This is a genomic window from Pseudomonas sp. BW16M2 (assembly GCF_014268865.1).
Taxonomy (GTDB): domain Bacteria; phylum Pseudomonadota; class Gammaproteobacteria; order Pseudomonadales; family Pseudomonadaceae; genus Aquipseudomonas; species Aquipseudomonas peradeniyensis.
Map to the genome: position 1 here is coordinate 1 of NZ_JABWRI010000023.1, position 24,397 is coordinate 24,397.

A 24,397-nucleotide genomic window follows, 5' to 3' on the forward strand; every position below is an offset into this window, starting at 1 on the left:
TGGGTCAGGTTCGGCGCGCCCATGGCCGGGGTGCCCTTGCCTTCAGGCCCGTGGCAGGCCACGCAGTTGGTGGCGAACAGCTCCTTGCCCTTGGCCGGGTCGGCCTTGGCATCAGCCGGCAGGGTGCGACCGTCGAAATTGGTCAGCACGAACGCGGCCACATCCGCCACGCCCTGCTCGCCGATCACCGTGGACCAGCCCGGCATGATGCCGTGGCGGCCGTTCATGATCGAGGCCTTGATGGTCTCCGGCTCGCCGCCCCAGCGCCAGTCGCTGTCGGTCAGGTTGGGGAAGCCATAGGAGCCCTTGGCGTCGGAGCCGTGGCACACCGAGCAGTTGGAGGCGAACAGCCGGCTGCCCATTTTCAGTGCCTGCGGGTCCTTGGCCACTTCTTCAACCGGCATGGCGGCATACTTGGCGAAGATCGGTCCGAACTTGGCGTCGGCCTTGTCCATCTCTTTCTGCCACTCGTCCACCTGGGTCCAGCCATTCTCGTAGCCGGGCAGGATGCCTTTCCAGTTGCCCAGGCCCGGGTAGAGGATCAGGTAGCCGACCGAGAACACCAGGGTGCCGACGAACAGCCAGAACCACCATTTCGGCAGTGGGTTGTCATACTCCTCGATGCCGTCGAAGCTGTGGCCCATGGTCTGGTCGGTGGTGTCGCTGCTCTGGCCCTTGCGGGTGGCGAGCAGCAGCCAGGTCAGGCCGATCAGGCTGCCGAGGGTCAGTACGCTGATGTACGTACTCCAGAAGGTGGTCATTGCCGGGTACTCCTCATTGCAGCAGGTTCCTGCCCGGCGGGGGGCAGGCGGTCGTCGACGAAGGGCAGCAGGCGCGCTTCGGCGAAATCACGGTCGCGGCGACGGTTGAACACCCAGAGCGAGAGGCCGATGAAGGCGATCATCACCATCAGGGTGCCCAGGCCACGGATCATGCCGATGTCGATGTCCATCGCACTCACCTCTTGTTCTTGATCGCGGTGCCGAGCACCTGCAGGTAGGCGACCAGCGCATCCATCTCGGTCTTGCCCTTGACCGCGTCCTTGGCACCGGCGATGTCGTCGTCGCTGTACGGCACGCCAAGGCCGCGCAGGACGCGCATCTTGACGTCGGTGTGGCTGTTGTCGACCTGCGCGGCCACCAGCCATGGGTACGACGGCATCTTCGATTCCGGTACCACGTTGCGCGGGTTGTACAGGTGCGCACGGTGCCAGTCGTCCGAGTAGCGGCCGCCGACCCGGGCCAGGTCCGGGCCGGTACGCTTGGAGCCCCACAGGAACGGGTGGTCCCACACGCTCTCGCCGGCCACCGAGTAGTGGCCGTAGCGCTCGGTCTCGGCACGGAACGGCCGGACCATCTGCGAATGGCAGCCCACGCAGCCTTCGCGGATGTAGATGTCGCGGCCTTCGAGCTGCAGGGCGGTGTAGGGCTTCATGCCCTCGACCGGCTTGTTGGTGACGTCCTGGAAGAACAGCGGGACGATCTGGGTCAGGCCGCCGATGCTGACGGCGAACACCATCAGCAGGGCCATCAGGCCTATGTTTTTCTCAACGACTTCATGGTTCATCAGGCTCTACTCCTCAAGCCAGCTGGGCGTTGGCGGTGGCTTGCTCGGCGGCCGGGGCACGCACGGTGCGCCAGGTGTTCCAGGCCATCAGGAACATGCCGCTGAGGAAGATCACGCCGCCGACGAAGCGCACGACGAAGCCTGGGTGGCTGGCCACCAGGGTTTCGACGAACGAGTAGGTCAGCGTGCCGTCGCTGTTGACCGCGCGCCACATCAGGCCCTGGGCGATGCCGTTGACCCACATCGAGGCGATGTAGAGCACGGTGCCGATGGTGGCCAGCCAGAAGTGCGCGTTGATCAGCCCGAGGCTGTACATGCGTTCCTTGCCGAACACTTTCGGGATGGTGTGGTACAGCGCGCCGATGGAGATCATCGCCACCCAGCCGAGGGCGCCGGCGTGGACGTGGCCGATGGTCCAGTCGGTGTAGTGGGACAGGGCATTGACCGTCTTGATGGCCATCATCGGGCCTTCGAAGGTGGACATGCCGTAGAACGCCAGGGAGACCACCAGGAAGCGCAGGATCGGGTCGCTGCGCAGCTTATGCCAGGCGCCCGAGAGGGTCATCATGCCGTTGATCATGCCACCCCAGCTCGGGGCCAGCAGTACCAGCGACATGATCATGCCCAGCGACTGCGCCCAGTCCGGCAGCGCGGTGTAGTGCAGGTGGTGCGGGCCGGCCCAGATGTACAGGGTGATCAGGGCCCAGAAGTGGACGATCGACAGGCGATACGAATACACCGGGCGCTCGGCCTGCTTGGGCACGTAGTAGTACATCATCCCCAGGAAGCCGGCGGTCAGGAAGAAGCCCACGGCGTTGTGGCCGTACCACCACTGCACCATGGCATCGGTGGCGCCAGCGTACAGCGAGTAGGACTTGGTCAGGCTGACCGGTACTTCCAGGTTGTTGACGATGTGCAGGATTGCCACGGTCAGGATGAAGGCGCCAAAGAACCAGTTGCCCACGTAGATGTGCTTGGTATTGCGCTTCATCAGCGTGCCGAAGAACACCACGGCATAGGCCACCCAGACAATGGTGATCAGGATGTCGATCGGCCATTCCAGTTCGGCGTATTCCTTGGTGCTGGTGTAGCCCAGCGGCAGGCTGATCGCCGCCAGCAGGATCACCAGCTGCCAGCCCCAGAAGGTGAACGCGGCCAGGCGTGGCGCGAACAGGGTGGTCTGGCAGGTGCGTTGCACCGAATAATAGGAGGTGGCGAACAGGGCACAGCCGCCGAAGGCGAAGATCACCGCGTTGGTGTGCAAGGGTCGCAGGCGGCCGAAGCTGGTCCACGGCAGGTCGAGGTTGAAGGCGGGCCAGGCGAGCTGGGCGGCAATGAAGACGCCGAGCCCCATCCCGACGATGCCCCACACCACCGTCATGATGGCGAATTGGCGGACCACCTGATAGTTGTAGGCGGTACTGCTGGTTGTGTTCATGTATGGGTTCCCATCCACGGTTATAGGCAGGCTAAACAGCGAGGCAAGCATGATTAATGGGCAAAGTGCCTGTATTGACGGGGATCAATGGGCGAAGATCGGAAATGTCCCAGGCTTGCGCTGCGATCCTCCGAAAATGGCGGAGGATCGCGGCATTTCCAGCTGCCTGGTCCTGGCCCATGGCGCTGGTGCGCCAATGGACAGCGGGTTCATGGAGGACATGGCGCAAAGGCTGGCGGGGCAAGGGGTAGGGGTGGTGCGCTTCGAGTTCCCGTACATGGCCGAGCGGCGTCTGAACGGCGGCAAGCGGCCACCCAATCCGCAGAAGGTGTTGCTCGAATGCTGGCGGACTGTATACGACCAGCTGCGACCATTGGTCGCAGGGCGATTGGCTGTCGGCGGCAAGTCCATGGGCGGGCGCATGGCCAGCCTGCTGGCGGACGATTTGGGCGCCGATGCGCTGGTGTGCCTGGGGTATCCGTTCTATGCGGTGGGCAAACCGGAGAAGCCACGGGTGGAGCACCTGGTCGGGCTGTGCACGCGAACGTTGATCGTGCAGGGCGAGCGGGATGCCCTGGGCAATCGTGAGGCGGTGGCGGGGTATGAGCTATCGCCGGCGATCGAGGTGAGCTGGCTGGTGGCGGCGGATCATGACCTCAAGCCGTTGAAGGCGTCGGGGTTCAGTCATGAGCAGCACATGCAGTCGGCGGCGGAACGGGTGGCGGCTTTCCTGCGGGTGTAGCCATCGCGGGGCAAGCCCGCTCTTCGTGGGAGCGGGCTTGCCCCGCGATGAGGGCCTCACCTTAGTCGCGGTACTCGCACAGGTAGGCGGTATCCACGGCCACCTTCAGCTGGAACTTGCTGTCGGCGGCCACGTTGAACTTGTCGCCCGCGTTGAAGGTTTCCCAGTTGTCGCTACCTGGCAGCTTCACGCTCAGGGCACCGGAGACCACGTGCATGATCTCGCGCTTGGCGGTGCCGAACTCGTATTCACCCGGGGCCATCACGCCCACGGTGGCCGGACCTTCCTTGCCTTCGAAGGCGATCGACTTGACGGTGCCATCGAAGTACTCATTGACCTTGAACATCGGGCGACTCCTGAAAAAGGACTGAAAAAAGGGCTGGCCAGTATGCCCAAGGCTCGCCACTGCGTCATCTGTTTCAGGCGCTGCCCGGTGGCAGGCTCAGGGGCAGCAGGCGCGCGGTGTTGCGGGCGTCTTCCAGGGCCCGGTGCTGTTGCCCGGTAAACTGCAGGCCGGCCAGTTGCAGGGCGCTGTTCAGGCCGGCCGGGCGCTGCAGGTGGCGGGCCTTGGCGAAGCGTTGCTTGAGGTTGATGTGCGGCAGTTGCTCCAGCAGGCTGCGCACATGGTGTGCCTGCCATTCCTGCAGCAGTTGCTTGCGGTCGTAGTCGCCCCAGCTGACCCAGGCCTGCAACTGCGCCTGGTGATGGCCCAGCCAGCGTTCGAACGCGGCCCAGACCTCGGGGAAGGGCGCGGCGGCATCGACCTCGGCCTGGCCGATGTGGGTCAGCTCGCGACAGAAGGGGGTCAGCTGCGGCCGCCGCCGTGGCCGCACGAAGCGCTGGAAGTGATCGACCTCGCGCCCGTCGCGGGTGACCAGGCTTGCGCCGATTTCAATGATTTCCATCTCCGTGACCGGCCAGCCGCCGTCGTCGGTGGTGGCTTCCAGGTCGATCACCAACCAGTGGCCCATGCCAGGCTCCCTATCAATGCAAAAAAGCCTGCGCGCTCGCCGCGGCGCGTGCGTAGGCCAGTAGAGCGTAGCCAAACTCGAGGTCCACGACATCCCCTGGCACTTTGGCATATTCGGCGGTTGTGCCTGTGCGGGAAAACGCCTAGCTTAGGTGCATTCAGGCCTTTACCCGTGATGAGTGCCCCGACTTGATTCCACTGCCCAATGCCAAGCTGTCGTCCTCCCTGTTGCTGCTCGCGACGGTTTTGCTGAGTGCCGGGGCGCAGGCCGAGGTGGTGCGGGAAGTGAAGATCGGAGCGGCGCATTTCCCACCCTACACCGTGCGTCCGGAGCAGGGGGCCGATACCGGTCTGCTGCCGCAACTGGTGGAGTCGCTGAACCGTTCGCAGTCCTTGTACCGTTTCGTCCTGGTGCCCACCTCGATTCCCCGGCGCTTTGGCGATTTCCAGCAGGGCCGCACCGACATGGCGATCTTCGAGAATCCGCAGTGGGGCTGGCAGGAGATCGAGCACAAGGCGGTGGACATGGGCCTGGAGGATGCCGAGATCTTCGTCAGTCGCCAGCAGGCCGGGCGTGACCAGCATTACTTCGACGACCTTGAGGGCAAGCGCCTGGCGCTGTTCAATGGCTACCACTACGCCTTCGCCGATTTCAACGCAGACCCGGCCTGGCTGAAGAAACGCTACCGTGCCACGCTGACCTATTCCCACGACAGCAACCTGAACATGGTCGAGCGCGGGCGTGCCGACATCGCCCTGGTCACCCGCTCGTACCTCAGCGATTTCCTAAAGCGCAACCCGGAAAGCGCCGGCCAGTTGCTGGCATCGCAACGGGTCGACCAGGTCTATCATCACTACGCGCTGCTGCGCCCGGGTGCTGCCATCAGCCCCGAGGCCTTCGCCAGCCTGTTGCGCCAGTTGCGGGAGAATGGCGAGCTGCTGCGCATCTTCCAGCCCTACAAGATCACCGTCGAAGCACCGCACGACTAAATTTCGGCGAAGTCGCCGCGTATTCAACAGGGAGTGTGCAGTGCCCGAGGCAACCGCGTACCCCTGTGGGAGCGGCTTCAGCCGCGAACACCGGCGGAGCCGGTGCCAGGCACCGCGTTGGATTCTTCGCGGGTAAACCCGCTCCCACAGGGGCGAGCTGAATCAATGGAGAACAGCTCAGCCCAGGCGGCTGCTCTTGCGGCAATGGATCAGCGCATCGCGGATCATGAAGTTGACCAGCGTCGGCGACACGCCCAGCTCCTTGGCGATGTCCTTCTGCGGCACGCCATGCAGGCGGTACATCTCGAAGGCGTAGCGGGTGCGCTTGGGCAGCTCGTCGAGGGCGTCGGCGATGTGTTCCAGGGTGGCGAGATTGATGTGGGTGGCTTCGGGCGAGGCATTCTGGATGACCACATTCATCCCTTCCTCTTCGCTGCCGGTGTATTTCAGCTCCATGGCCTGCTTGCGGTAGTGATCGATGGCCAGGTTGCGCACGATCTGGAACAGGTAGCTGAGCTGGGCCTTGAAGGAAGAGGTGATCTGCGGGGCGGCGCTGAGCCTGAAGAAGGCGTCCTGCACCACATCCTCGGCGCGGGAGCGGCAACCAGTGATGCGCGCGGCGATCTTTACCAGGATGCTGCGGTTGTCGACGAATGCCTGGAGTAATGGTGAATCGCACTTACTTGTGGATAGTTGTTCCGCCATGGAAATCACCTTGTCTCGAAGAGGAGTGGGAGCGCACCCCTGAGGGAGGCTTCCTACGACGTGCGACAAACTATGCGTAATGATAATGATTGTCAAATACGAAAGTTAATGAGTTTTGATCCATTTTGGTTCTAAGCTCGAGGCTGTGAACTGCTTCACTCCATCCCTCTGCGCCCGGCCTTCCCGGGCCGTCCGACAGGCCTAATTTCTTCCCCGGCCCATCCGTTCCCCTGTGTACATCTCGGCTGCCGAACACTGCCCGCCTGTCGTGCGCGGGTCAGTCAGGCGCGACTCACCCAGACACTGGCAGGAACAATCCATGACGGACGCCTTCGAACTCCCGCACTCGCTGGTCCAGGCCCTGGCGCAGCGCGCCGCCCAGACCCCAGAGCGCATCGCCTTGCGCTTCCTGGCCGATGCGCCCGGCGAGCAGGCGGTGCTCAGCTACCGGGACCTCGACCAACGCGCGCGGACCATCGCCGCGGCGTTGCAGGCCCGGGCCGGGTTCGGCGAGCGTGCCGTGCTGCTGTTCCCCAGCGGTCCTGACTATGTCGCGGCCTTCTTCGGCTGCCTGTATGCCGGGGTGATCGCCGTGCCGGCCTATCCGCCGGAGTCTTCGCGCCAGCATCATCAGGAGCGCTTGCTATCGATCATCGACGACGCCGAGCCGCGCCTGCTGCTGACGGTAGAAGCGCTGTGTGACAGTTTGCAGGGTCTCGAAGCGTTGGCCGGTGGCAACGCGCCGGGTCTGCTGGCGGTGGATCGCCTGGACCCGCAGTTGGCCGAGCAGTGGCGCGAGCCTGAGCTCAAAGGCAATGACATCGCCTTCCTGCAGTACACCTCCGGCTCAACCGCGCTGCCCAAGGGCGTGCAGGTCAGCCACGGCAACCTGGTGGCCAACGAACAGCTGATCCGCCAGGGGTTCGGCATCGACCTGAACCCGGACGACGTGATCGTCAGCTGGCTGCCGCTGTACCACGACATGGGCCTGATCGGTGGCCTGCTGCAGCCGATCTTCAGCGGCGTGCCTTGCGTGCTGATGTCGCCGGGCTATTTCCTCGCCCGACCGCTGCGCTGGCTGCAGGCGATCAGCGAATACGGCGGCACCATCAGTGGCGGCCCGGACTTCGCCTACCGGCTGTGCAGCGAGCGGGTCAGCGAGGCCGCGCTCGCCGGCCTGGACCTGAGCCGCTGGCGCGTGGCCTATTCCGGTTCCGAGCCGATCCGCCAGGACAGCCTCGACACCTTCGCCGAAAAATTTGCCGCCTGTGGCTTCGACGCCAGCAGCTTCTTCGCCAGCTATGGCCTGGCCGAGGCCACCCTGTTCGTCAGCGGCAGTCGCCGTGGCCAGGGCATCGGCGCCCTGGAACTGGATGCCGAGGCCTTCGCCGCCAACCGTGCCGAGCCGGGCAAGGGCAGCGTGCTGATGAGCTGCGGCTATCCGCAGCCGGGCCACGCGGTGCGCATCGTCGAGCCGCAACAGCTGCAGGTGCTGGTTGACAACCAGGTGGGCGAGATCTGGGCCGGCGGCCCGAGCATCGCCCTGGGCTACTGGCGCAACCCCGAGGCCAGCGCCCGCACTTTCGTCGAGATGGACGGCCAGACCTGGCTGCGCACCGGCGACCTGGGCTTCATGCGCGATGGCGAGGTGTTCGTCACCGGGCGCCTGAAGGACATGCTCATCGTCCGTGGCCAGAACATCTACCCGCAGGACCTGGAAAAGACCTTGGAGCGTGAGGTCGAGGTGCTGCGCAAGGGCCGGGTGGCGGTATTCGCCGTCGACGACCAGGGCGAGGAAGGCATCGGCGTGGCGGTGGAGATCAGCCGCAATGTGCAGAAAGCGCACACGCCCGAGGCGCTGATCAACACCCTGCGCCGGGTCATCGCCGACGCCTGTCGTCAGGCCCCGGCCGTGGTCCTGCTGCTCAACCCCGGCGCGCTGCCCAAGACCTCCAGCGGCAAGCTGCAGCGCTCGGCCTGCCGCCTGCGCATGAACGACGGCAGCCTGGATATCTATGCGCGGTTCCCGACGGCGCAAACGGAGCAGGGCAATGGCGTGGCGGGTGACGACCTGCAGGCACGGATCGCCGGTATCTGGCGTGAGCTGCTCAAGGTCGAATCGGTGGCGGCGGACGATCACTTCCTGCTGCTGGGCGGCAACTCCATCGCCGCCACCCAGGTGACCGCGCGCCTGGGCGACGAGCTGGGCCTGCAACTGAGCCTGCGCACCCTGTTCGAAGCGCCGACCCTGGCCGAGTACAGCGCCGCCGTGGCGGCCATTGTCGCCGAAGGCGGCAGCACAGCCGGCGTGATCCGCAACCAGGACCGCGACCAGGCATTGCCGCAGTCCCTGGCGCAGAATCGCCTGTGGCTGTTGTGGCAACTGGAGCCGCAGTCCGCCGCCTACAACATCCCCGCCGGCCTGCACCTGCGCGGCGAGCTGGACGAAGCGGCGCTTCAGGCGAGCTTCCAGGCCCTGGTCGCCCGCCACGAATCCTTGCGCACGCTCTTCGACGAGGTCGACGGCCAGGCCGTGCAGCGCATCCTGCCGAGCCAGTCGTTCACTCTGCGTCATCTGGATCTCGAAGGACTGTCGCCCGCCGAGGTGGCCGCGCGCCGCGAGGACGAGGCACAGCAGCCGTTCGACCTGCGCCAAGGCCCGCTGCTGCGGGTGACCTTGGCCCGCCTGGACGACGAAGAGCACCAGCTGTGGGTGACCCTGCACCACATCGTCGCTGACGGCTGGTCGCTGAATATCCTGCTGGATGAGTTCGCCCGCCTGTACGCCGCCCAGGGCCAGGCCGTGCAACTGCCTGAACTGACGCTGGGCTACGCCGACTACGGCCAGTGGCAGCGCCAGTGGCTGGCCGACGGCGAGAGCGCCCGTCAGCTCGACTACTGGAAGAACACGCTGGGTGATCAACTGCCGGTGCTCGACCTGTGCACCGACCAGCCCCGCGCCAGCCAGCAGCACACCCGCGCCGCGCGCCACCGCCTCAAGGTGCCGGCGGCGCTGACCAGCGCCCTCAAGGACCTGGCCCGCGACCAGCAGGCCAGCCTGTTCATGGTCCTGCTGGCCGGCTGGCAGGCCCTGCTGCACCGCTACAGCGGCCAGGGCGACATCCGCGTCGGCGTGCCCAACGCCAACCGTCCGCGCCTGGAAACCCAGGGCATGGTCGGTTTCTTCATCAACACCCAGGTGCTGCGCGCCGAGCTCGACGGCCGCCTGCCGTTCGCCGGGCTGCTGGCCCAGGCGCGCCAGGCCACCCTGGAGGCCCAGGCCCATCAGGACCTGCCGTTCGAGCAGTTGCTCGAAGCGCTGCCGCAGGCCCGTGAGCAGGGCCTGTTCCAGGTCATGTTCAACCACCAGCAGCGCGACCTGTCGGCCCTGCGCCGCCTGCCCGGGCTGCTGGCCGAAGAGCTGCCGTGGCACAGCCGCGAGGCCAAGTTCGACCTGCAGTTGCACAGCGAGGAAGACCATCAGGGCCGCCTGACGCTGGCCTTCGACTACGCCGCCGGGTTGTTCGAGGCGGCCACCGTCAAGCGCCTGGCCAGTCATCTGCTGGCCTTGCTCGAGCAGGTCTGCGCCGAACCGCAACTGGCCCTTGGCGAGGTGCGCCTGCTTGACGAGCAGGGCCGCGCGCAACTGCTCGGCTGGGGGCAGGCGCCGATGGCGAGCGCGCCGCGCCTGCTGGTCGAGCAACTCAATGAACAGGCCCGCATGACCTCCGAACGCACCGCGCTGGTGTGGGAGGGCGGCCAGCTCAGCTATGCCGAGCTGCACCAGCAGGCCAACCGCCTGGCCCACTACCTGCGTGACAAGGGCGTCGGCCCGGACACCTGCGTGGCCATCGCCCTGGAGCGTTCGCCGCAGCTGCTGGTCGGCCTGCTGGCCATTCTCAAGGCCGGCGGCGCCTATGTGCCGCTGGACACCGACTATCCGGCCGAGCGCCTGGCCTACATGCTGGCCGACTGCAAGGCCGGCCTGCTGCTCAGTCACGGCAGCCTGCTCGACAAGCTGCCGCAGGTGGACGGCGTCAGTGCCATCGCCCTCGACCAGCTGCACCTGGACAGCTGGCCGAGCCAGGCCCCCGGCCTGCACCTGCACGGCGACAACCTTGCCTACGTGATCTACACCTCCGGCTCCACCGGCCAGCCCAAGGGCGTGGGCAACACCCACGCGGCCCTGGCCGAACGCCTGCAGTGGATGCAGCAAACCTACGCGCTGGACGACAGCGACGTGCTGATGCAGAAAGCGCCGATCAGCTTCGACGTGTCGGTGTGGGAGTGCTTCTGGCCGTTGGTCACCGGTTGCCGGCTGGTGCTGGCCGGCCCAGGCGAGCACCGTGACCCGCAGCGCATCGCCCAACTGATCCAGCAACACGGGGTGACCACGCTGCACTTCGTGCCGCCGCTGCTGCAGGTGTTCGTCCAGGAGCCGCTGGCCGCTGGCTGCACCAGCCTGCGCCGGCTGTTCTCTGGAGGCGAGGCGCTGTCCGCGGCCCTGCGTGATCGCACGCTGCAGCTGCTGCCACAGGTGCAGTTGCACAACCGCTACGGCCCGACCGAAACCGCCATCAACGTTACCCACTGGCACTGCCAGTCGGACGACGGTGCGCGCTCACCCATTGGCCGCCCGCTGGGCAACGTGCTGTGCCGGGTACTGGACGACGAATTCGAGCTGAGCGCGCCGGGCGTACCCGGCGAGCTGTGCCTGGGAGGCGCGGGCCTGGCCCGTGGTTACCTCGGCCGTCCGGGGTTGACCGCCGAACGCTTCGTGCCCCAGCCCGATGGCGACGGCGCGCGCCTGTACCGCAGTGGCGACCGCGCCCGCTGGCATGTGCCGAGCCAGGCCCTGGAGTACCTGGGCCGCCTCGACCAGCAGGTGAAGGTGCGCGGTTTCCGCGTCGAGCCCGAGGAAGTGCAGGCGGTGCTGCTGGCCCAGCCGGGTGTCGCCCAGGCGCTGGTGCTGATCCACCAGGACGCCGTCGGCGCCCAGCTGGTGGGCTACTACAGCGGCATCGAGCAGAGCGACGCGCTGCTGGCCGCGCTGGGCGAGCGCCTGCCGGCCTACATGGTGCCGGCGCAGCTCATCCACCTGGCGCAGATGCCCCTGGGGCCGAGCGGCAAGGTCGACCGCAAGGCGCTGCCGGCGCCGGTCTGGCAGCAACGTGAACATGTCGAGCCGCAGAGCGCGCTGCAGCAGCAGGTCGCGGCGATCTGGCGCGAGGTGCTGAACCTGCCGCAAATCGGCCTGCAGGACGATTTCTTCGCTCTCGGCGGCCACTCGCTGCTGGCCACCCAGATCGTCTCGCGCACCCGCCAGGCGCTGGATGTCGAGCTGCCACTCAAGGCCCTGTTCGACGCCAGCGAACTGGGCGCGTTCTGCGCCGAGATCGCCCGCCTGCAGGGCAGCGGCGAGCGTAACCGCCAAGGCGCCATCGCCCGTGTCGACCGCCGCCAGGCCGTGCCGCTGTCGTACTCGCAGCAGCGCATGTGGTTCCTCTGGCAGATGGACCCGCACAGCCCCGCCTACAACGTCGGCGGCATGGCCCGCTTCCAGGGGCCGCTGCACGTGGACGCCTTCGAGCGCGCCCTGCAGGCGCTGATCGTGCGCCATGAAACCCTGCGCACCACCTTCCCCAGCATCGACGGCAAGCCCTACCAGTGCGTGGCCGACGACAGCCACCTGCAACTGCACTGGCACGACTTCAGCGCCCTGGCCGACGAGGCCCGCCAGCAACGCCTGCAGCAACTGGCCGACGACCAGGCGCACCAGCCGTTCGACCTGGAGCGCGGCCCGCTGCTGCGCGCCTGCCTGGTCAAGGCCGGCGAGCGCGAGCACTACTTCGTCCTGACCCTGCACCACATCGTCACCGAAGGCTGGGCCATGGACATCTTCGCCCGTGAACTGGGCGAGTTGTACGAGGCCTTCGTCGACGAGCGCGAGTCGCCGCTGGCGCCGTTGCCGGTGCAGTACCTCGACTACAGCGTCTGGCAGCGTCAGTGGCTGGAAAGCGGCGAGGGCGCCCGTCAGCTGGCCTACTGGAAAGCTCGCCTGGGCGATGAGCACCCGGTGCTGGCATTGCCTGCCGACCGTCCACGCCCGGCGGTGCAGAGCCACCAGGGTGAACTCTACCGCTTCGACCTGGATCCGGCGCTGGCCAAGCGCGTGCATGCCTTCAACAGCCAGCGCGGCCTGACCCTGTTCATGACCATGACCGCCACCCTGGCCGCACTGCTGCACCGCTACAGCGGCCAGCGCGACCTGCGCATCGGCGCGCCGGTGGCCAACCGCATCCGCCCGGAAAGCGAAGGGCTGATCGGCGCCTTCCTCAACACCCAGGTGCTGCGCTGCGAGCTGGACGGGCAGATGAGCGCCGGCGCGCTGCTCGACCAGGTGCGCCAGACCATCATCGATGGCCAGTCGCACCAGGACCTGCCGTTCGAGCAACTGGTCGAGGCCTTGCAGCCGCCGCGTTCGAGTGCCTACAACCCGCTGTTCCAGGTGATGTGCAACGTGCAGCGCTGGGCCTTCCAGCAGAGCCGCGAGCTGGTGGGCATGCAGGTGGACTACCTGGTCAACGACGCCAGCGCCACCAAGTTCGACCTGTACCTGGAGGTCACCGACCTCGACGGCCGCCTGGGCTGCTGCTTCACCTACAGCCGCGACCTGTTCGACGAACCGCGCATCGCCCGCATGGCCGAGCACTGGCAGCAGTTGCTGGTGGCGCTGATCGATGACCCGCAACAGCGCCTCTGCGAACTGCCGATGCTCGCCGAAGCCGAGCAGCAGGTGCTGATCGGCCAGCTCCAGGGCGAGCAGGACTTCGAACTGAACCAGACGCTGCACGGGCTGTTCGCCGCCCAGGCCGAGCGCACCCCGCAGGCCCTGGCCCTGACTTTTGCCGGCAAGCACCTGAGCTATGCCGAGCTCGACCAGCAGGCCAATCGCCTGGCCCGCGCCTTGCGCGAGCGTGGCGTTGGTCCGCAGGTGCGGGTGGGCCTGGCGCTGGAGCGCTCGCTGGAAATGGTGGTGGGCCTGCTGGCCATTCTCAAGGCCGGTGGCGCCTATGTGCCGCTGGACCCGGAATATCCGCTCGACCGCCTGCGCTACATGATCGAGGACAGCCGCCTCGGCCTGCTGATCGGCCAGCGCGACCTGCTCGACACCCTGGGCGAACTGCCGCCGGGCGTCGCGCGCTGGAGCCTGGAGGATGATGCCGCGAGCCTGTCCGCCTACAGCGACGCCGCCCTGGACAACCTCAACCTGGCGCAGCACCAGGCCTACCTGATCTATACCTCCGGCTCCACCGGCAAGCCCAAGGGCGTGGTGGTCAGCCACGGTGAAATCGCCATGCACTGCAAGGCGGTGATCGCCGAGTTCGGCATGCGCAGCGACGACTGCGAGCTGCATTTCTATTCGATCAACTTCGACGCCGCCAGCGAACGCCTGCTGGTGCCGCTGCTGTGCGGCGCCCGCGTGGTGCTGCGTGCCCAAGGGCAGTGGGGCGCCGAGGAAATCTGCCAGCTGGTGCGCGAGCAGCAGGTCAGCGTGCTCGGTTTCACCCCGAGCTACGGCAGCCAGCTGGCCCAGTACCTGGCCGGGCAGGGCGAGCAGTTGCCGGTGCGCCTGGTGATCACCGGTGGCGAGGCGCTGACCGGCGAACACCTGCAGCGCATCCGCCAGGTCTTTGCCCCGCAACAGTTCTTCAACGCCTACGGCCCGACCGAGACCGTGGTCATGCCGCTGGCCTGCCTGGCACCGGACACGCTGCCCGTCGATGCCGGCAGCGTGCCGATCGGCCGGGTGATCGGCGCCCGCACGGCCTACATCCTCGACGACGACCTGGCCCTGCTGCCACAGGGCGGCATCGGTGAGCTGTACGTGGGTGGCGCGGGCCTGGCCCAGGGGTATCACGACCGCCCAGGCCTGAGCGCCGAGCGCTTCGTCGCCGACCCGTTCAGCCATGACGGTGGCCGCCTGTACCGCACCGGCGACCTGGTGCGCCTGCGCGCCGATGGCCTGGTGGAATATGTCGGGCGTGCCGACCAGCAGGTGAAGATCCGTGGCTTCCGTATCGAGCTGGGCGAGATCGAGAGCCGCCTGCAGGAGCACGCCGACGTCGAGGAGGCGGTGGTCCTGGCCCTCGACCTGCCGGGGGGCAAGCAACTGGTGGGCTACCTGGTGTGCCCACAGGCCAGCGCCGACGGCGAGGCCCAGGCCTTGCTGCGCGAAGCGGTCAAGGCCGACGCCCGCCAGCACCTGCCGGACTACATGGTACCGGCGCACCTGGTGCTGCTCGACAGCCTGCCGCTGATGGGCAACGGCAAGCTCGACCGCCGTGCGCTGCCGGCGCCGGACCTGGAGCAGGCGCGCCAGCACTACCAGGCACCGGCCAATGAGCTGGAAAGCCAATTGGCGCAGGTCTGGCGCGAAGTGCTCAACCTGCCGCGCATCGGCGTGCAGGATAACTTCTTCGAACTGGGCGGCGACTCGATCCTGTCGATCCAGGTGGTCAGCCGGGCCCGTCAGCTGGGGCTGCAATTCACCCCGCGCGACCTGTTCCAGCACCAGACCATCCAGACCCTGGCGGCGGTGGTGACTCGCAGCGAAGCGCCGAGCAGCATCGAGCAAGGACCGCGTGAGGGCAGAACCGGCCTGACGCCGATCCAGCACTGGTTCTTCGACAGCGAAGTGCCGCAACCACAGCACTGGAACCAGGCGGTGCTGCTGCAGGTGCGCCAGCCGCTGCAGGCCGAGGCGCTGGAGCAGGCCTTGGCCGCGCTGGTCGAACACCACGACAGCCTGCGCCTGCGCTTCGGCCAGGCCAGCGGCCGCTGGCAGGCCGAGTACGCCCAGCCGAGCAGCCAGCCGTTGCTGTGGACCGCGACCGTGAGCGATTTCGAGGACTGCCAGGCGCTCTATACCGATGTGCAGCGCAGCCTCGACCTTGCCGAGGGGCCGCTGCTGCGCGCCTTGCTGGTCAGCGACGAGCAGGGCGCCCAGCGCCTGCTGCTGGCGATCCATCACCTGGTGGTCGATGGCGTGTCCTGGCGCGTCCTGCTGGAAGACCTGCAGGCGCTGTACCGCGGTGAAACGCTGGCCGCCAAGACCCATGCCATGGGCGACTGGGCGGCGCGCCTGGCCAGCTATGCCGGCAGCGATTCGCTGCGCGACGAGCTGGGCTGGTGGCAAGCGCAACTGGGCAGCGCCCGTCGCGAACTGCCCTGTGACCATCCCCAGGGCGGCAACCTGCACCGCCATGCCCGCAGCATCGCCATCGAGCTGGACGTCGAGCAGACCCGCCAGCTGCTGCAACAGGCGCCGGCGGCCTACCACACCCAGGTCAACGACCTGCTGCTGACCGCCCTGGCGCGCACCCTGTGCCAGTGGAGCGGCGATCAACAGGTGCTGGTGCAGCTGGAAGGCCATGGTCGCGACGGCTTGTTCGAGGACATGGACTTGACCCGCAGCGTCGGCTGGTTCACCAATGCCTACCCGCTGAGCCTGAGCCCGGAGATGGGCGAGGGCGAATCGGCCCGTGCCGGGTCGATCAAGCGCATCAAGGAGCAACTGCGCCAGGTGCCGCACAAGGGGTTGGGTTATGGCGTGCTGCGTTACCTGGCCGATGAGGCCGGGCGCGAACGCATGGCCGCGCTGCCCCAGGCGCGCATCACCTTCAACTACCTGGGCCAGTTCGACCAGCAGTTCGACCAGGCGGCGTTGTTCCAGCCGCTGGACGCCCCCGCCGGCCTGGCCCATGACCTCGACGCGCCACTGCCGAACTGGCTGAGCGTCGATGGCCAGGTGTACGGCGGCGCGCTGCAACTGCGCTGGAGCTTCAGCGCCGAGCGCTACGACGAGGCGACCATTGCCCGCCTGGCCGAAGCCTACCGCCAGGAGCTGCTGGCCCTGGTCGGCCACTGCCTGGCGGACGGCAACGGCAGCTTCACGCCGTCGGACTTCCCGCTGGCGCAACTGACCCAGGAGCAGATCGACGCGCTGCCGATCCCGGCCGCCGAAATCGAGGACGTCTATCCGCTGACGCCGATGCAGGAAGGCCTGCTGCTGCACACCCTGCTCGAGCCGGGCACCGGCATCTACTACATGCAGGACCGCTACCGCATCAACAGCGCCCTCGACCCCGAGCGCTTCGCCCAGGCCTGGCAGGCCGTGGTGGCACGGCACGAGGCGTTGCGCGCATCGTTCAGCTGGAATGCCGGCGAAGCGATGCTGCAGATCATCCACAAGCCCGGCAAGACCCCGGTGGACTACCAGGACTGGCGCGGCCTCGACGAGACCGCCCAGGAAGCGCGTCTGCAGGCCCTGCACAAGCAGGAGCGCGAGGCCGGCTTCGAACTGCTGCGCGAAGCGCCGTTCCACCTGCGCCTGGTGCGCGTCGACGACGCACGCTACTGGTTCATGATGAGCAACCACCACATCCTCATCGATGCCTGGTGCCGCTCGCTGCTGATGAACGACTTCTTCGAGATCTACCAGTCCCTGGGCGAAGGGCGCCAGGCCCAGTTGCCGGTGCCGCCACGCTACCGCGATTACATCGGCTGGCTGCAGCGCCAGGACCTCGACGAGGCGCGCCAGTGGTGGCAGGCCAACCTGGCCGGCTTCGAACGGGCCACGGCGATCCCCAGCGATCGGCCGCTGCGCCACGATCACGCTGGTGACGGCATGGTGGTGGGCGATTGCTACACCCGCCTCGAGGTGAGCGAGGGCGCGCGCCTGCGCGAACTGGCCCAGGCTCACCAGCTGACGGTCAACACCTTCGCCCAGGCGGCCTGGGCCCTGACCCTGGCCCGTTACAGCGGCGACCGCGACGTGGTGTTCGGCGTCACCGTGGCCGGGCGCCCGGTGAGCCTGCCGCAGATGCAGCGCACGGTCGGCCTGTTCATCAACAGCATTGCCCTGCGCGTGCAGATGCCGCAGCCTGGCGAGCGGCGCAGCGTGCGTGACTGGCTGCAAGGCCTGCTCGACCGCAACATGCAGTTGCGCGAGTACGAGTACCTGCCGCTGGTGGCGATCCAGGAATGCAGCGAACTGCCCAAGGGCCAGCCGCTGTTCGACAGCCTGTTCGTGTTCGAGAACGCCCCGGTGGAAACCGCCGTGCTCGACCATGCCCAGCACCTGGATGCCAGTTCCGACTCGGGCCGCACCCACACCAACTTCCCGCTGACTGCGGTGTGCTACCCGGGCGACGACCTGGGCCTGCACCTGTCGTTCGACCAGCGTTACTTCGACTACCCGACCGTCGAGCGCCTGCTCGCCGAGTTCAAGCGCCTGCTGCTGGCGCTGGTCGAAGGCTTCGACGGCGAGGTGGATGAACTGGCATTGCTGGGCGCCGACGAGCAGCGCTTCCTGCTCGACGACTGCAACCGCACCGAGCACAGCTACGCCCTGGAGCAGAGCTACGTCGAGCTGTTCGAGGCGCGGGTCGCCGCGCACCCGCAGCGCACCGTCGCCCGTTGCCTGGAGGCGTCCTACGACTATGCCGGGCTGAACGTGGCGGCCAACCGCCTCGGCCATGCCCTGGTCGCGGCCGGCGTGGCCATCGACCAACCGGTGGCGCTGCTGGCTGAGCGCGGCCTGGCGCTGCTGGGCATGATCGTCGGCAGCTTCAAGGCCGGCGCCGGCTACCTGCCGCTGGACCCGGGCCTGCCGTCGGCGCGCCTGCAACGCATCGTCGAGCTCAGCCGCACGCCGGTGCTGGTGTGCAGCGCGGCCTGCGCCGAGCAGGCGCGCCAATTGCTCGACGAAGTGGCGGGCGCTGCACGGCCGAAGCTGCTGGTCTGGGAAGAGCTGCAGGCGAGCAACGTGGCCAGCCACAATCCGGGCATCCACAGCGCGCCGGACAACCTCGCCTACGTGATCTACACCTCCGGCTCCACCGGCCTGCCCAAGGGCGTGATGGTCGAGCAGCGCGGCATGCTCAACAACCAGCTGAGCAAGGTGCCGTACCTGGCCCTGGACGAGCAGGACGTGATCGCCCAGACCGCCTCGCAGAGCTTCGACATCTCGGTGTGGCAGTTCCTCGCCGCGCCGCTGTTCGGGGCCAAGGTGCAGATCGTGCCGAACGCCATCGCCCATGACCCGCAGGGCCTGCTGAGCCATGTGCAGGCCACCGGTATCACCGTGCTGGAGAGCGTGCCGTCGCTGATCCAGGGCATGCTGGCCAACGACCACCAGGCCCTCGATGGCCTGCGCTGGATGCTGCCGACCGGCGAGGCCATGCCGCCCGAGCTGGCCGCCCAGTGGCTGCAGCGCTACCCGGCCATCGGCCTGGTCAACGCCTATGGCCCGGCGGAGTGTTCGGATGACGTGGCGTTCTTCCGCGTCGATGCCGCCTCGACCCAGGGCAGCTACCTGCCGATCGGCACGCCGACCGACAACAACCGCCTGTACCTGCTCGGCGAGGACCAGACCCTGGTGCCGCTGGGCGCGGTGGGCGAGCTGTGCGTCGCCGGTACCGGCGTGGGCCGTGGCTATGTCGGCGATCCGCTGCGCACCGCCCAGGCTTTCATTCCGCATCCGTACGGTGCACCGGGCGAGCGCCTGTACCGCACCGGCGACCTGGCCCGGCGCCGTCCCGATGGCGTGCTGGAGTACGTCGGGCGTATCGACCACCAGGTGAAGATCCGCGGCTACCGCATCGAACTGGGCGAGATCGAGGCACGCCTGCACGAGCAAGCCGAGCTGCGTGATGCCGCGGTGGGCGTGCAGGAAGGCGTCAACGGCAAGCACCTGGTCGGCTACCTGGTGGCGCACCAGGGCGTCGCCGCCGATGCCGCGCTGCTCGACCAGCTCAAGCAGCGCCTGCGCGCCGAGCTGCCGGAGTACATGGTGCCGCTGCACTGGGGCTGGTTCGACAGCCTGCCGCACAACGCCAACGGCAAGCTCGACCGCAAGGCGCTGCCGGCCATCGAGATCGGCGGCCAGCACAGCCAGGCCTACCTGGCGCCGCGCGACGAGCTGGAGCAGACCCTCGCCGGCATCTGGGCCGATGTGCTCAAGGCCGAACGGGTGGGCGTGCGCGACAACTTCTTCGAGCTGGGCGGGCATTCGCTGCTGGCGACGCAGATCGCCTCGCGGGTACAGAAGGCCCTGCAGTTGAACGTGCCGTTGCGGGCGATGTTCGAGTGCAGCACGGTGGAGGAGTTGGCCGAGTACGTGCGCGGGCTGCAGGACAGCGCGCTGGATGACGCCAAGGTCGATCGGTTGAGCGACCTGATGGCGGAGCTGGAGGCGTTGTAACTGCATTGCCTTCAGCGCGGGACCTGCCTGTTCCCAGAGGTTCAGGCAGGCCCTGCGTTGACGCGCCGAAGTGGCGCCGGGCCACCATGTAATCCTCACCCTTGCCGGTGCTAGGCTGAACGCTCAGTTCGCAAGGATTCCACTGGTTTCATGGACGATAGCCTGCATGCCGCCCGCATGGGCGATCTCATTCTTCATCCCCCGCTAATGGCCGAGTTGGTCAGTGGCCTGGTCGAGGCCGCCGTCTATGCGGCGGCGGTCGCCGCGGTCGGTGCCGCCATTGGTGGCGCGGTGGTCGCGGTGGTCGGTACCGGCGGTGCCGCCGCCGTCCTCACGCCGTTGATCGCCGGGGTCATGGTCAGTGCCGCCGCCATGCTGCCGGCCGGTGAAGACAAGAGCATTGGCGACCATATCAGCGACTTCAGCAACTGGGTCGGCAATTCGCTGTTTCCGCCCGAGCCGTACGGCTCGATCAGCAGTGGCTCGCACAATACCCGCATCAACGGCATCCTCGCGGCGCGCGCCGCCGGGGTGAGTGGTGGCCCGGTCGAGGCGCCGGGCCCAGCCGATGAACCGTCGATCCTCGAAAACATCGGGGCCTACGCCATGGTCGGCGCCTCGATGGTATTGCCGGTGATCGGCTTGGCGCAGGAGATCAACAGCATCTTCAACCCGCCGGTGACCACGCCGGCCGCGCCCGGATCGATCCCCAAGCCCGAGGACAAGGCGGTCTGCAGCAAGCACCCGCCAATGCCCGAACAGTTCGTTGCCCAGGGCTCGGACAAGGTGTTCATCAATGGCCAGCCGGCAGCGCGGGTCGGAGACAAGACCACCTGCGACGGGCCGATCGGCATGACCTATTCGCCCAATGTGCGCATCGGTGGCGGCACCACCACCGTGCGCGACATCCACGACGGCAAGAGCGCTGCGGCGAAGATCATTGGCCTTATTGCCGGGATGCTCATCAGTCGCCGGGGCATGCTCAAGGGGCGCCGCTGCGGGGTGGGCAACCCGGTGGCTCCAGCCATGGGCAGCAAATTCCAGGATGGCCCCGAGGATGTGGATTTCAAACTCGCGGCGCTGGTCCCGATCACTTGGGCGCGGCGCTATGACAGCAACGACCGGCGTGGCGATGGCCTGTTCGGCGTGGGTTGGAGTGTGCCCTACGAAGTGCGCCTGGAGCGTGTCGCGCACCCTGAGGGGGGCGAGTTGTGGATCTACGTCGATGATGAGGGCGCCAGGCTGGAGCTCGGGCGTCTGCAGGTCGGCAGTGCCTTCGTCAGCATTCTCGATGGCCTGGCGTTTTTTCATCAGGACAACGGCTTCACCATTGTCGAGGACATCAACAGCGGGTTGTACCAGGTGTTCCATACCGATCCATTGGACAGTCGGCGGTCGCGCCTGGTCAAGGTCGGTGATCGCAACCTCAATTGCCTGGAGCTGTTCTACGACGAACAAGGCCGATTGCAGTTCCTCGGCGACAGCTCGGCCCGGACCTTCATCGAACTGCGCTTTGCCGACGGGCAACCGCGCCGGGTAGCCGAGATACACAGATTGTACTTGCGGGCCGGTCAGGCCTTTGCCGTCGAGCAGCGCGAATGCCTGGTGCAGTATCGCTACACCTCGGCAGGGCAATTGGAGGTTGTCGCCGATGCCGAAGGGCAATTGCTGAGGCAGTTTACCTACACCGACCAAGGGTTGCTGGCCAGCCATACGCTGCCCATGGGGGCTACGCGGTACTACGAGTGGGCCCGCTTCACGCCACCGCCGGCGCGCCAACCGTGCAGTCTGGATGGCACGCCTTACGCCATGCCCGCGCTGTTGGAGCTACAGCCCGAGCATGAATGGCGCGTGGTTCGGCACTGGGGCAGCGACGGCGAGGACTATCGCTTGATCTATGACCTGGAGCATGGCCATACCCAGGTCATCGATGGCCTGGGGCGTGAGGAGCACTATCACTGGGGCGCGCTGAACGAGGTCCACACCTACATCGATGCGCTGGGATATCGCTGGCGGCACGACTATGTCGATGGCCTGTTGCGGCGCACCCTCGATCCACAAGGTGGCGAGTGGTCCTATAGCTACGATGCGCTCGGGCGCGTGGTTGCCACTGCCGACCCGTTGGGGCGTCGTGAAAGCATCGGTTACACCGAACATTGGGCCTTGCCCACCCGTATCGTCGACGGAGCAGGGCATGAACGTCGTTATACCTATGATGCTCGGGGCAACCTGTTGTCCGAGGTCGATCCACTCGGGCAACTGACACGTTACCACCACGATCGTCAGGGACGTATGGTGCGTAGTGTCGACGCCATAGGCAAGGAACGTTCGTTCAAGTGGAACGGGCGTGGCCAGCTGACTGCCTCACGCGATTGCTCGGGGCAACAGACTCACTATCGTTACGACCTGCGTGGGCACCTGAGCGAGGTGCACAATGCCGAGGGCGGCGCCACGCGCTATCGTTTCAATGTGCGTGGCCATCTGCAGCAGCGCGAATTGGCCGATGGCCGGGTCGAGCACTATCAGATCGATGCTGCCGGTCAGTTGGCCCGCCATGTCGACCCAGCGCAGCGCATGACCCAATGGCAATATGACGGCAGCGGTCGACTGCTGCAGCGTACTGATGCACTGGGGCACACTGTGCGGTTGCACTGGGATGCCTACGGCCGCTTGCAGCAGTTGGAAAACGAGAATGGCGAGCACTATCGCTTCCAGTGGGATGCGCTAGACCGGTTGGTTGGTCAGCGTAACCTCGATGGTGGCGGTTTCAGTCTGCTTTATGATGCCCTGGATGCGATCACCCAACGCACCGTGCATCCATGCCGCGAAGCGGAGCCCGTGTTGCCGGGCAGCCCGGATGAGCCCGAAGTGTTTGCACAGGTTCACCACCATGAACACGATGCGGTCGGTCGTCTGCTGTGCAAGCGGACCGACGATGGCGAGACAACCTACCGCTACGATGCTGCTGACAATCTGCTGGCGATCCATTTCACTCACCGTAGTGGGCAGGTCCAGCAGTTGGACTTCACCTACGACGCCATGGGGCGATTGCTGAGCGAAAGCCAGGGTCCAGGGCAACTCGGTTACACCTATGATCCCCTAGGTAACCTGCAGACCTTGACGCTGCCTGACTCCCGCCGGATCAACTACCTGTGCTATGGCAGCGGACATCTGCACCAGATCAATCTCGACGGGCGGGTGATCAGCGACTTCGAGCGCGATGCGTTACACGGCGAGGTCTTGCGCAGCCAGGGTGCATTGCTTACCAGAACCCGTTATGACAATACGCGGCGCCTGCTGCGCAAGGCTGTGGAATATCAGGATGGCGAGCGCACCCGCATGCCCTTGCTGCAGAAGGACTATGAGTACGATGCGGCGGACAACCTTGTCGGCGAGGTACTGACCCAGACCCAGCGCGCTGGTAGCGGGCTGGGGGTGGCGCTTGAGCATCTGGTCGGTCGTTTCCAGGCCGGTGCCGGTGGGCGTGGCAGCTACCAGGGGCGCATTGGTTATGACTACGGGCCCACCGAGCGAATCCATGGCGCGTCACGCCAGTTGCCTCAGCAACAGCCGATGGTCGAGCACTTCGGCTACGACCTTGCCGGCAACCTGCTGGAGGGATATCAGGTCAACGGTCGGGTACGGCACAACCGGGTCAAGGTGTTCCAAGATAGACGCTATCGCTACGACCGTTTTGGTCGGCTCGAGGAGAAGCGCTCCGGCAATCGTCTGCTCCAGCGCTTTGAATACGATGCAGAGCATCGGCTGGTCTGTATCCGCCAGCGGCGTGGGCCGCTTCGCGAACGGATCGAGTTTGCTTACGACCCCTTGGGCAGGCGCATCGACAAACGAGTCTACCGTGACGACCTGGACGCGCCGGTCAGTCGAACCGAGTTTCAGTGGCAAGGCCTGCGTCTGTTGCGAGAAGTTCAGGACGGCAAACCGAGTCTCTATCTGTACGCAGACGCGGCGGGCCATGAGCCGCTGGCCAGGGTAGATGGGGTGCCTGGGCATGAGCAGGTTTTCCACTTCCATACGAATCTGGTCGGCCTGGTAGAGCAACTGACCGACGAACACGGGATAACTGCCTGGCAAGGGCAGCACCAGGTATGGGGCAACAACTGCGAGGAATGGCATGCGCCGGAGCAGGTCAGTCGGCAGAATGTGCGTTTTCAGGGGCAGTACCTGGATCGGGAAACTGGGCTGCACTACAACACATTCAGATTCTATGACCCGGATATCGGGCGGTTTACCCAGCAAGACCCGCTAGGCTTGAGGGGCGGGATCAACCTCTATCAATATGCGCCCAATCCACTGTCATGGATCGATCCGTTAGGCTTGGAGGTGGTGCGTGTTTATCATTACACGAGCAAGGAAGGTTATAAGGGAATCATGGGGACAGGCGTGATTAATCAAAGTGACCCCGGCGCCAGGGGGCGAGGCGCTATTCAAGGCAAGCCCAAAGGTGTCTACGTGACGACACTAACGCCTGAGGAAATGGAGAGCACCAATGTAAGAGGTAAAATGGGGCTGACCAAAGAGAAAAGTACCCATTTTGTTTCATTTGAAGTTGATAGCGGGAAAGTTAAAAAAGTGGATCGGCAGAATGCTTATCTAAGGCTCTACATACAAGAAGATATTCAGCTCCGGGACGCTAATAGAAGACTGCGTGCTGATGTCAGTCACGGCGCTTCCGGATGCAAGCTATAGGAGACAGTG

11 protein-coding genes are annotated in these 24,397 nt (G+C 66.2%); 4 read left to right on the forward strand and 7 right to left on the reverse strand.

The genetic code is table 11. The features are described from left to right. The 4 genes from ccoP to ccoN form a co-directional block, all read right to left on the reverse strand. On the reverse strand, nt 1-761 hold a 761-nt coding region (gene ccoP, locus HU735_RS19080; RefSeq protein WP_186714776.1), incomplete at its 3' end, for a cytochrome-c oxidase, cbb3-type subunit III. Next, the gene (locus tag HU735_RS19085) at nt 758-952 is read right to left on the reverse strand and encodes a cbb3-type cytochrome c oxidase subunit 3 (RefSeq protein ID WP_186714777.1); all 195 of its coding nucleotides are present in this window, start codon (nt 950-952) and stop codon (nt 758-760) included. The genes HU735_RS19085 and ccoP, both read right to left, overlap by 4 nt. A gap of 5 nt (nt 953-957) precedes the next feature. Beyond that, nucleotides 958-1,566 carry a cytochrome-c oxidase, cbb3-type subunit II gene (ccoO, locus tag HU735_RS19090; protein ID WP_028692880.1) on the reverse strand — a complete coding sequence of 203 codons (609 nt, stop codon included), beginning with the start codon at nt 1,564-1,566 and terminating at the stop codon, nt 958-960. Between the two features lie 13 nt (nt 1,567-1,579). Next, nucleotides 1,580-3,004 (reverse strand): cytochrome-c oxidase, cbb3-type subunit I, encoded by a 1,425-nt coding sequence (gene ccoN / locus HU735_RS19095; protein WP_186714778.1) that lies wholly within the window; start codon nt 3,002-3,004, stop codon nt 1,580-1,582. 49 nt (nt 3,005-3,053) lie between these two features. Between ccoN and HU735_RS19100 the strand changes: the two genes are divergently transcribed. Further along, the gene (locus HU735_RS19100) at nt 3,054-3,746 is read left to right on the forward strand and encodes an alpha/beta family hydrolase (protein ID WP_186714779.1); all 693 of its coding nucleotides are present in this window, start codon (nt 3,054-3,056) and stop codon (nt 3,744-3,746) included. 61 nt (nt 3,747-3,807) lie between these two features. Here the strand turns inward: HU735_RS19100 and HU735_RS19105 are convergent, their stop codons facing one another. Together HU735_RS19105 and HU735_RS19110 are read right to left on the reverse strand one after the other, a co-directional pair. Next, nucleotides 3,808-4,092 (reverse strand): pyrimidine/purine nucleoside phosphorylase, encoded by a 285-nt coding sequence (locus tag HU735_RS19105; RefSeq protein WP_038705716.1) that lies wholly within the window; start codon nt 4,090-4,092, stop codon nt 3,808-3,810. A gap of 73 nt (nt 4,093-4,165) precedes the next feature. Further along, nucleotides 4,166-4,717 (reverse strand): exonuclease domain-containing protein, encoded by a 552-nt coding sequence (locus HU735_RS19110; RefSeq protein ID WP_186714780.1) that lies wholly within the window; start codon nt 4,715-4,717, stop codon nt 4,166-4,168. 188 nt (nt 4,718-4,905) lie between these two features. On the opposite strand from HU735_RS19110, the gene HU735_RS19115 reads away from it, so the two are divergent. Continuing rightward, on the forward strand, nt 4,906-5,706 hold the full coding sequence (locus HU735_RS19115) for a transporter substrate-binding domain-containing protein (RefSeq protein WP_186714781.1): 801 nt from the start codon (nt 4,906-4,908) through the stop codon (nt 5,704-5,706). Between the two features lie 177 nt (nt 5,707-5,883). Here the strand turns inward: HU735_RS19115 and HU735_RS19120 are convergent, their stop codons facing one another. After that, complete coding sequence (locus HU735_RS19120; protein WP_028692886.1) at nt 5,884-6,411, reverse strand: RNA polymerase factor sigma-70; 528 nt, start codon at nt 6,409-6,411, stop codon at nt 5,884-5,886. Nucleotides 6,412-6,730: 319 nt separating this feature from the next. On the opposite strand from HU735_RS19120, the gene HU735_RS19125 reads away from it, so the two are divergent. Next, the gene (locus HU735_RS19125) at nt 6,731-19,678 is read left to right on the forward strand and encodes a non-ribosomal peptide synthetase (protein WP_186714782.1); all 12,948 of its coding nucleotides are present in this window, start codon (nt 6,731-6,733) and stop codon (nt 19,676-19,678) included. Nucleotides 19,679-19,828: 150 nt separating this feature from the next. Next, nucleotides 19,829-24,388, forward strand: coding sequence for an RHS repeat-associated core domain-containing protein (locus HU735_RS19130; RefSeq protein WP_186714783.1), 4,560 nt, complete (start codon nt 19,829-19,831; stop codon nt 24,386-24,388). Nucleotides 24,389-24,397 lie beyond the last annotated feature (9 nt).

Excerpts from the sequence above, each read along its gene's own strand:
- HU735_RS19125 (WP_186714782.1), top strand. The coding sequence starts at position 6,731 with ATGACGGACGCCTTCGAACTCCCGCACTCGCTGGTCCAGGCCCTGGCG.
- HU735_RS19120 (WP_028692886.1), bottom strand. The coding sequence starts at position 6,411 with ATGGCGGAACAACTATCCACAAGTAAGTGCGATTCACCATTACTCCAG.
- HU735_RS19130 (WP_186714783.1), top strand. The coding sequence starts at position 19,829 with ATGGACGATAGCCTGCATGCCGCCCGCATGGGCGATCTCATTCTTCAT.
- HU735_RS19085 (WP_186714777.1), bottom strand. The coding sequence starts at position 952 with ATGGACATCGACATCGGCATGATCCGTGGCCTGGGCACCCTGATGGTG.
- HU735_RS19105 (WP_038705716.1), bottom strand. The coding sequence starts at position 4,092 with ATGTTCAAGGTCAATGAGTACTTCGATGGCACCGTCAAGTCGATCGCC.
- HU735_RS19110 (WP_186714780.1), bottom strand. The coding sequence starts at position 4,717 with ATGGGCCACTGGTTGGTGATCGACCTGGAAGCCACCACCGACGACGGC.
- ccoN (WP_186714778.1), bottom strand. The coding sequence starts at position 3,004 with ATGAACACAACCAGCAGTACCGCCTACAACTATCAGGTGGTCCGCCAA.
- ccoO (WP_028692880.1), bottom strand. The coding sequence starts at position 1,566 with ATGAACCATGAAGTCGTTGAGAAAAACATAGGCCTGATGGCCCTGCTG.
- HU735_RS19100 (WP_186714779.1), top strand. The coding sequence starts at position 3,054 with ATGATTAATGGGCAAAGTGCCTGTATTGACGGGGATCAATGGGCGAAG.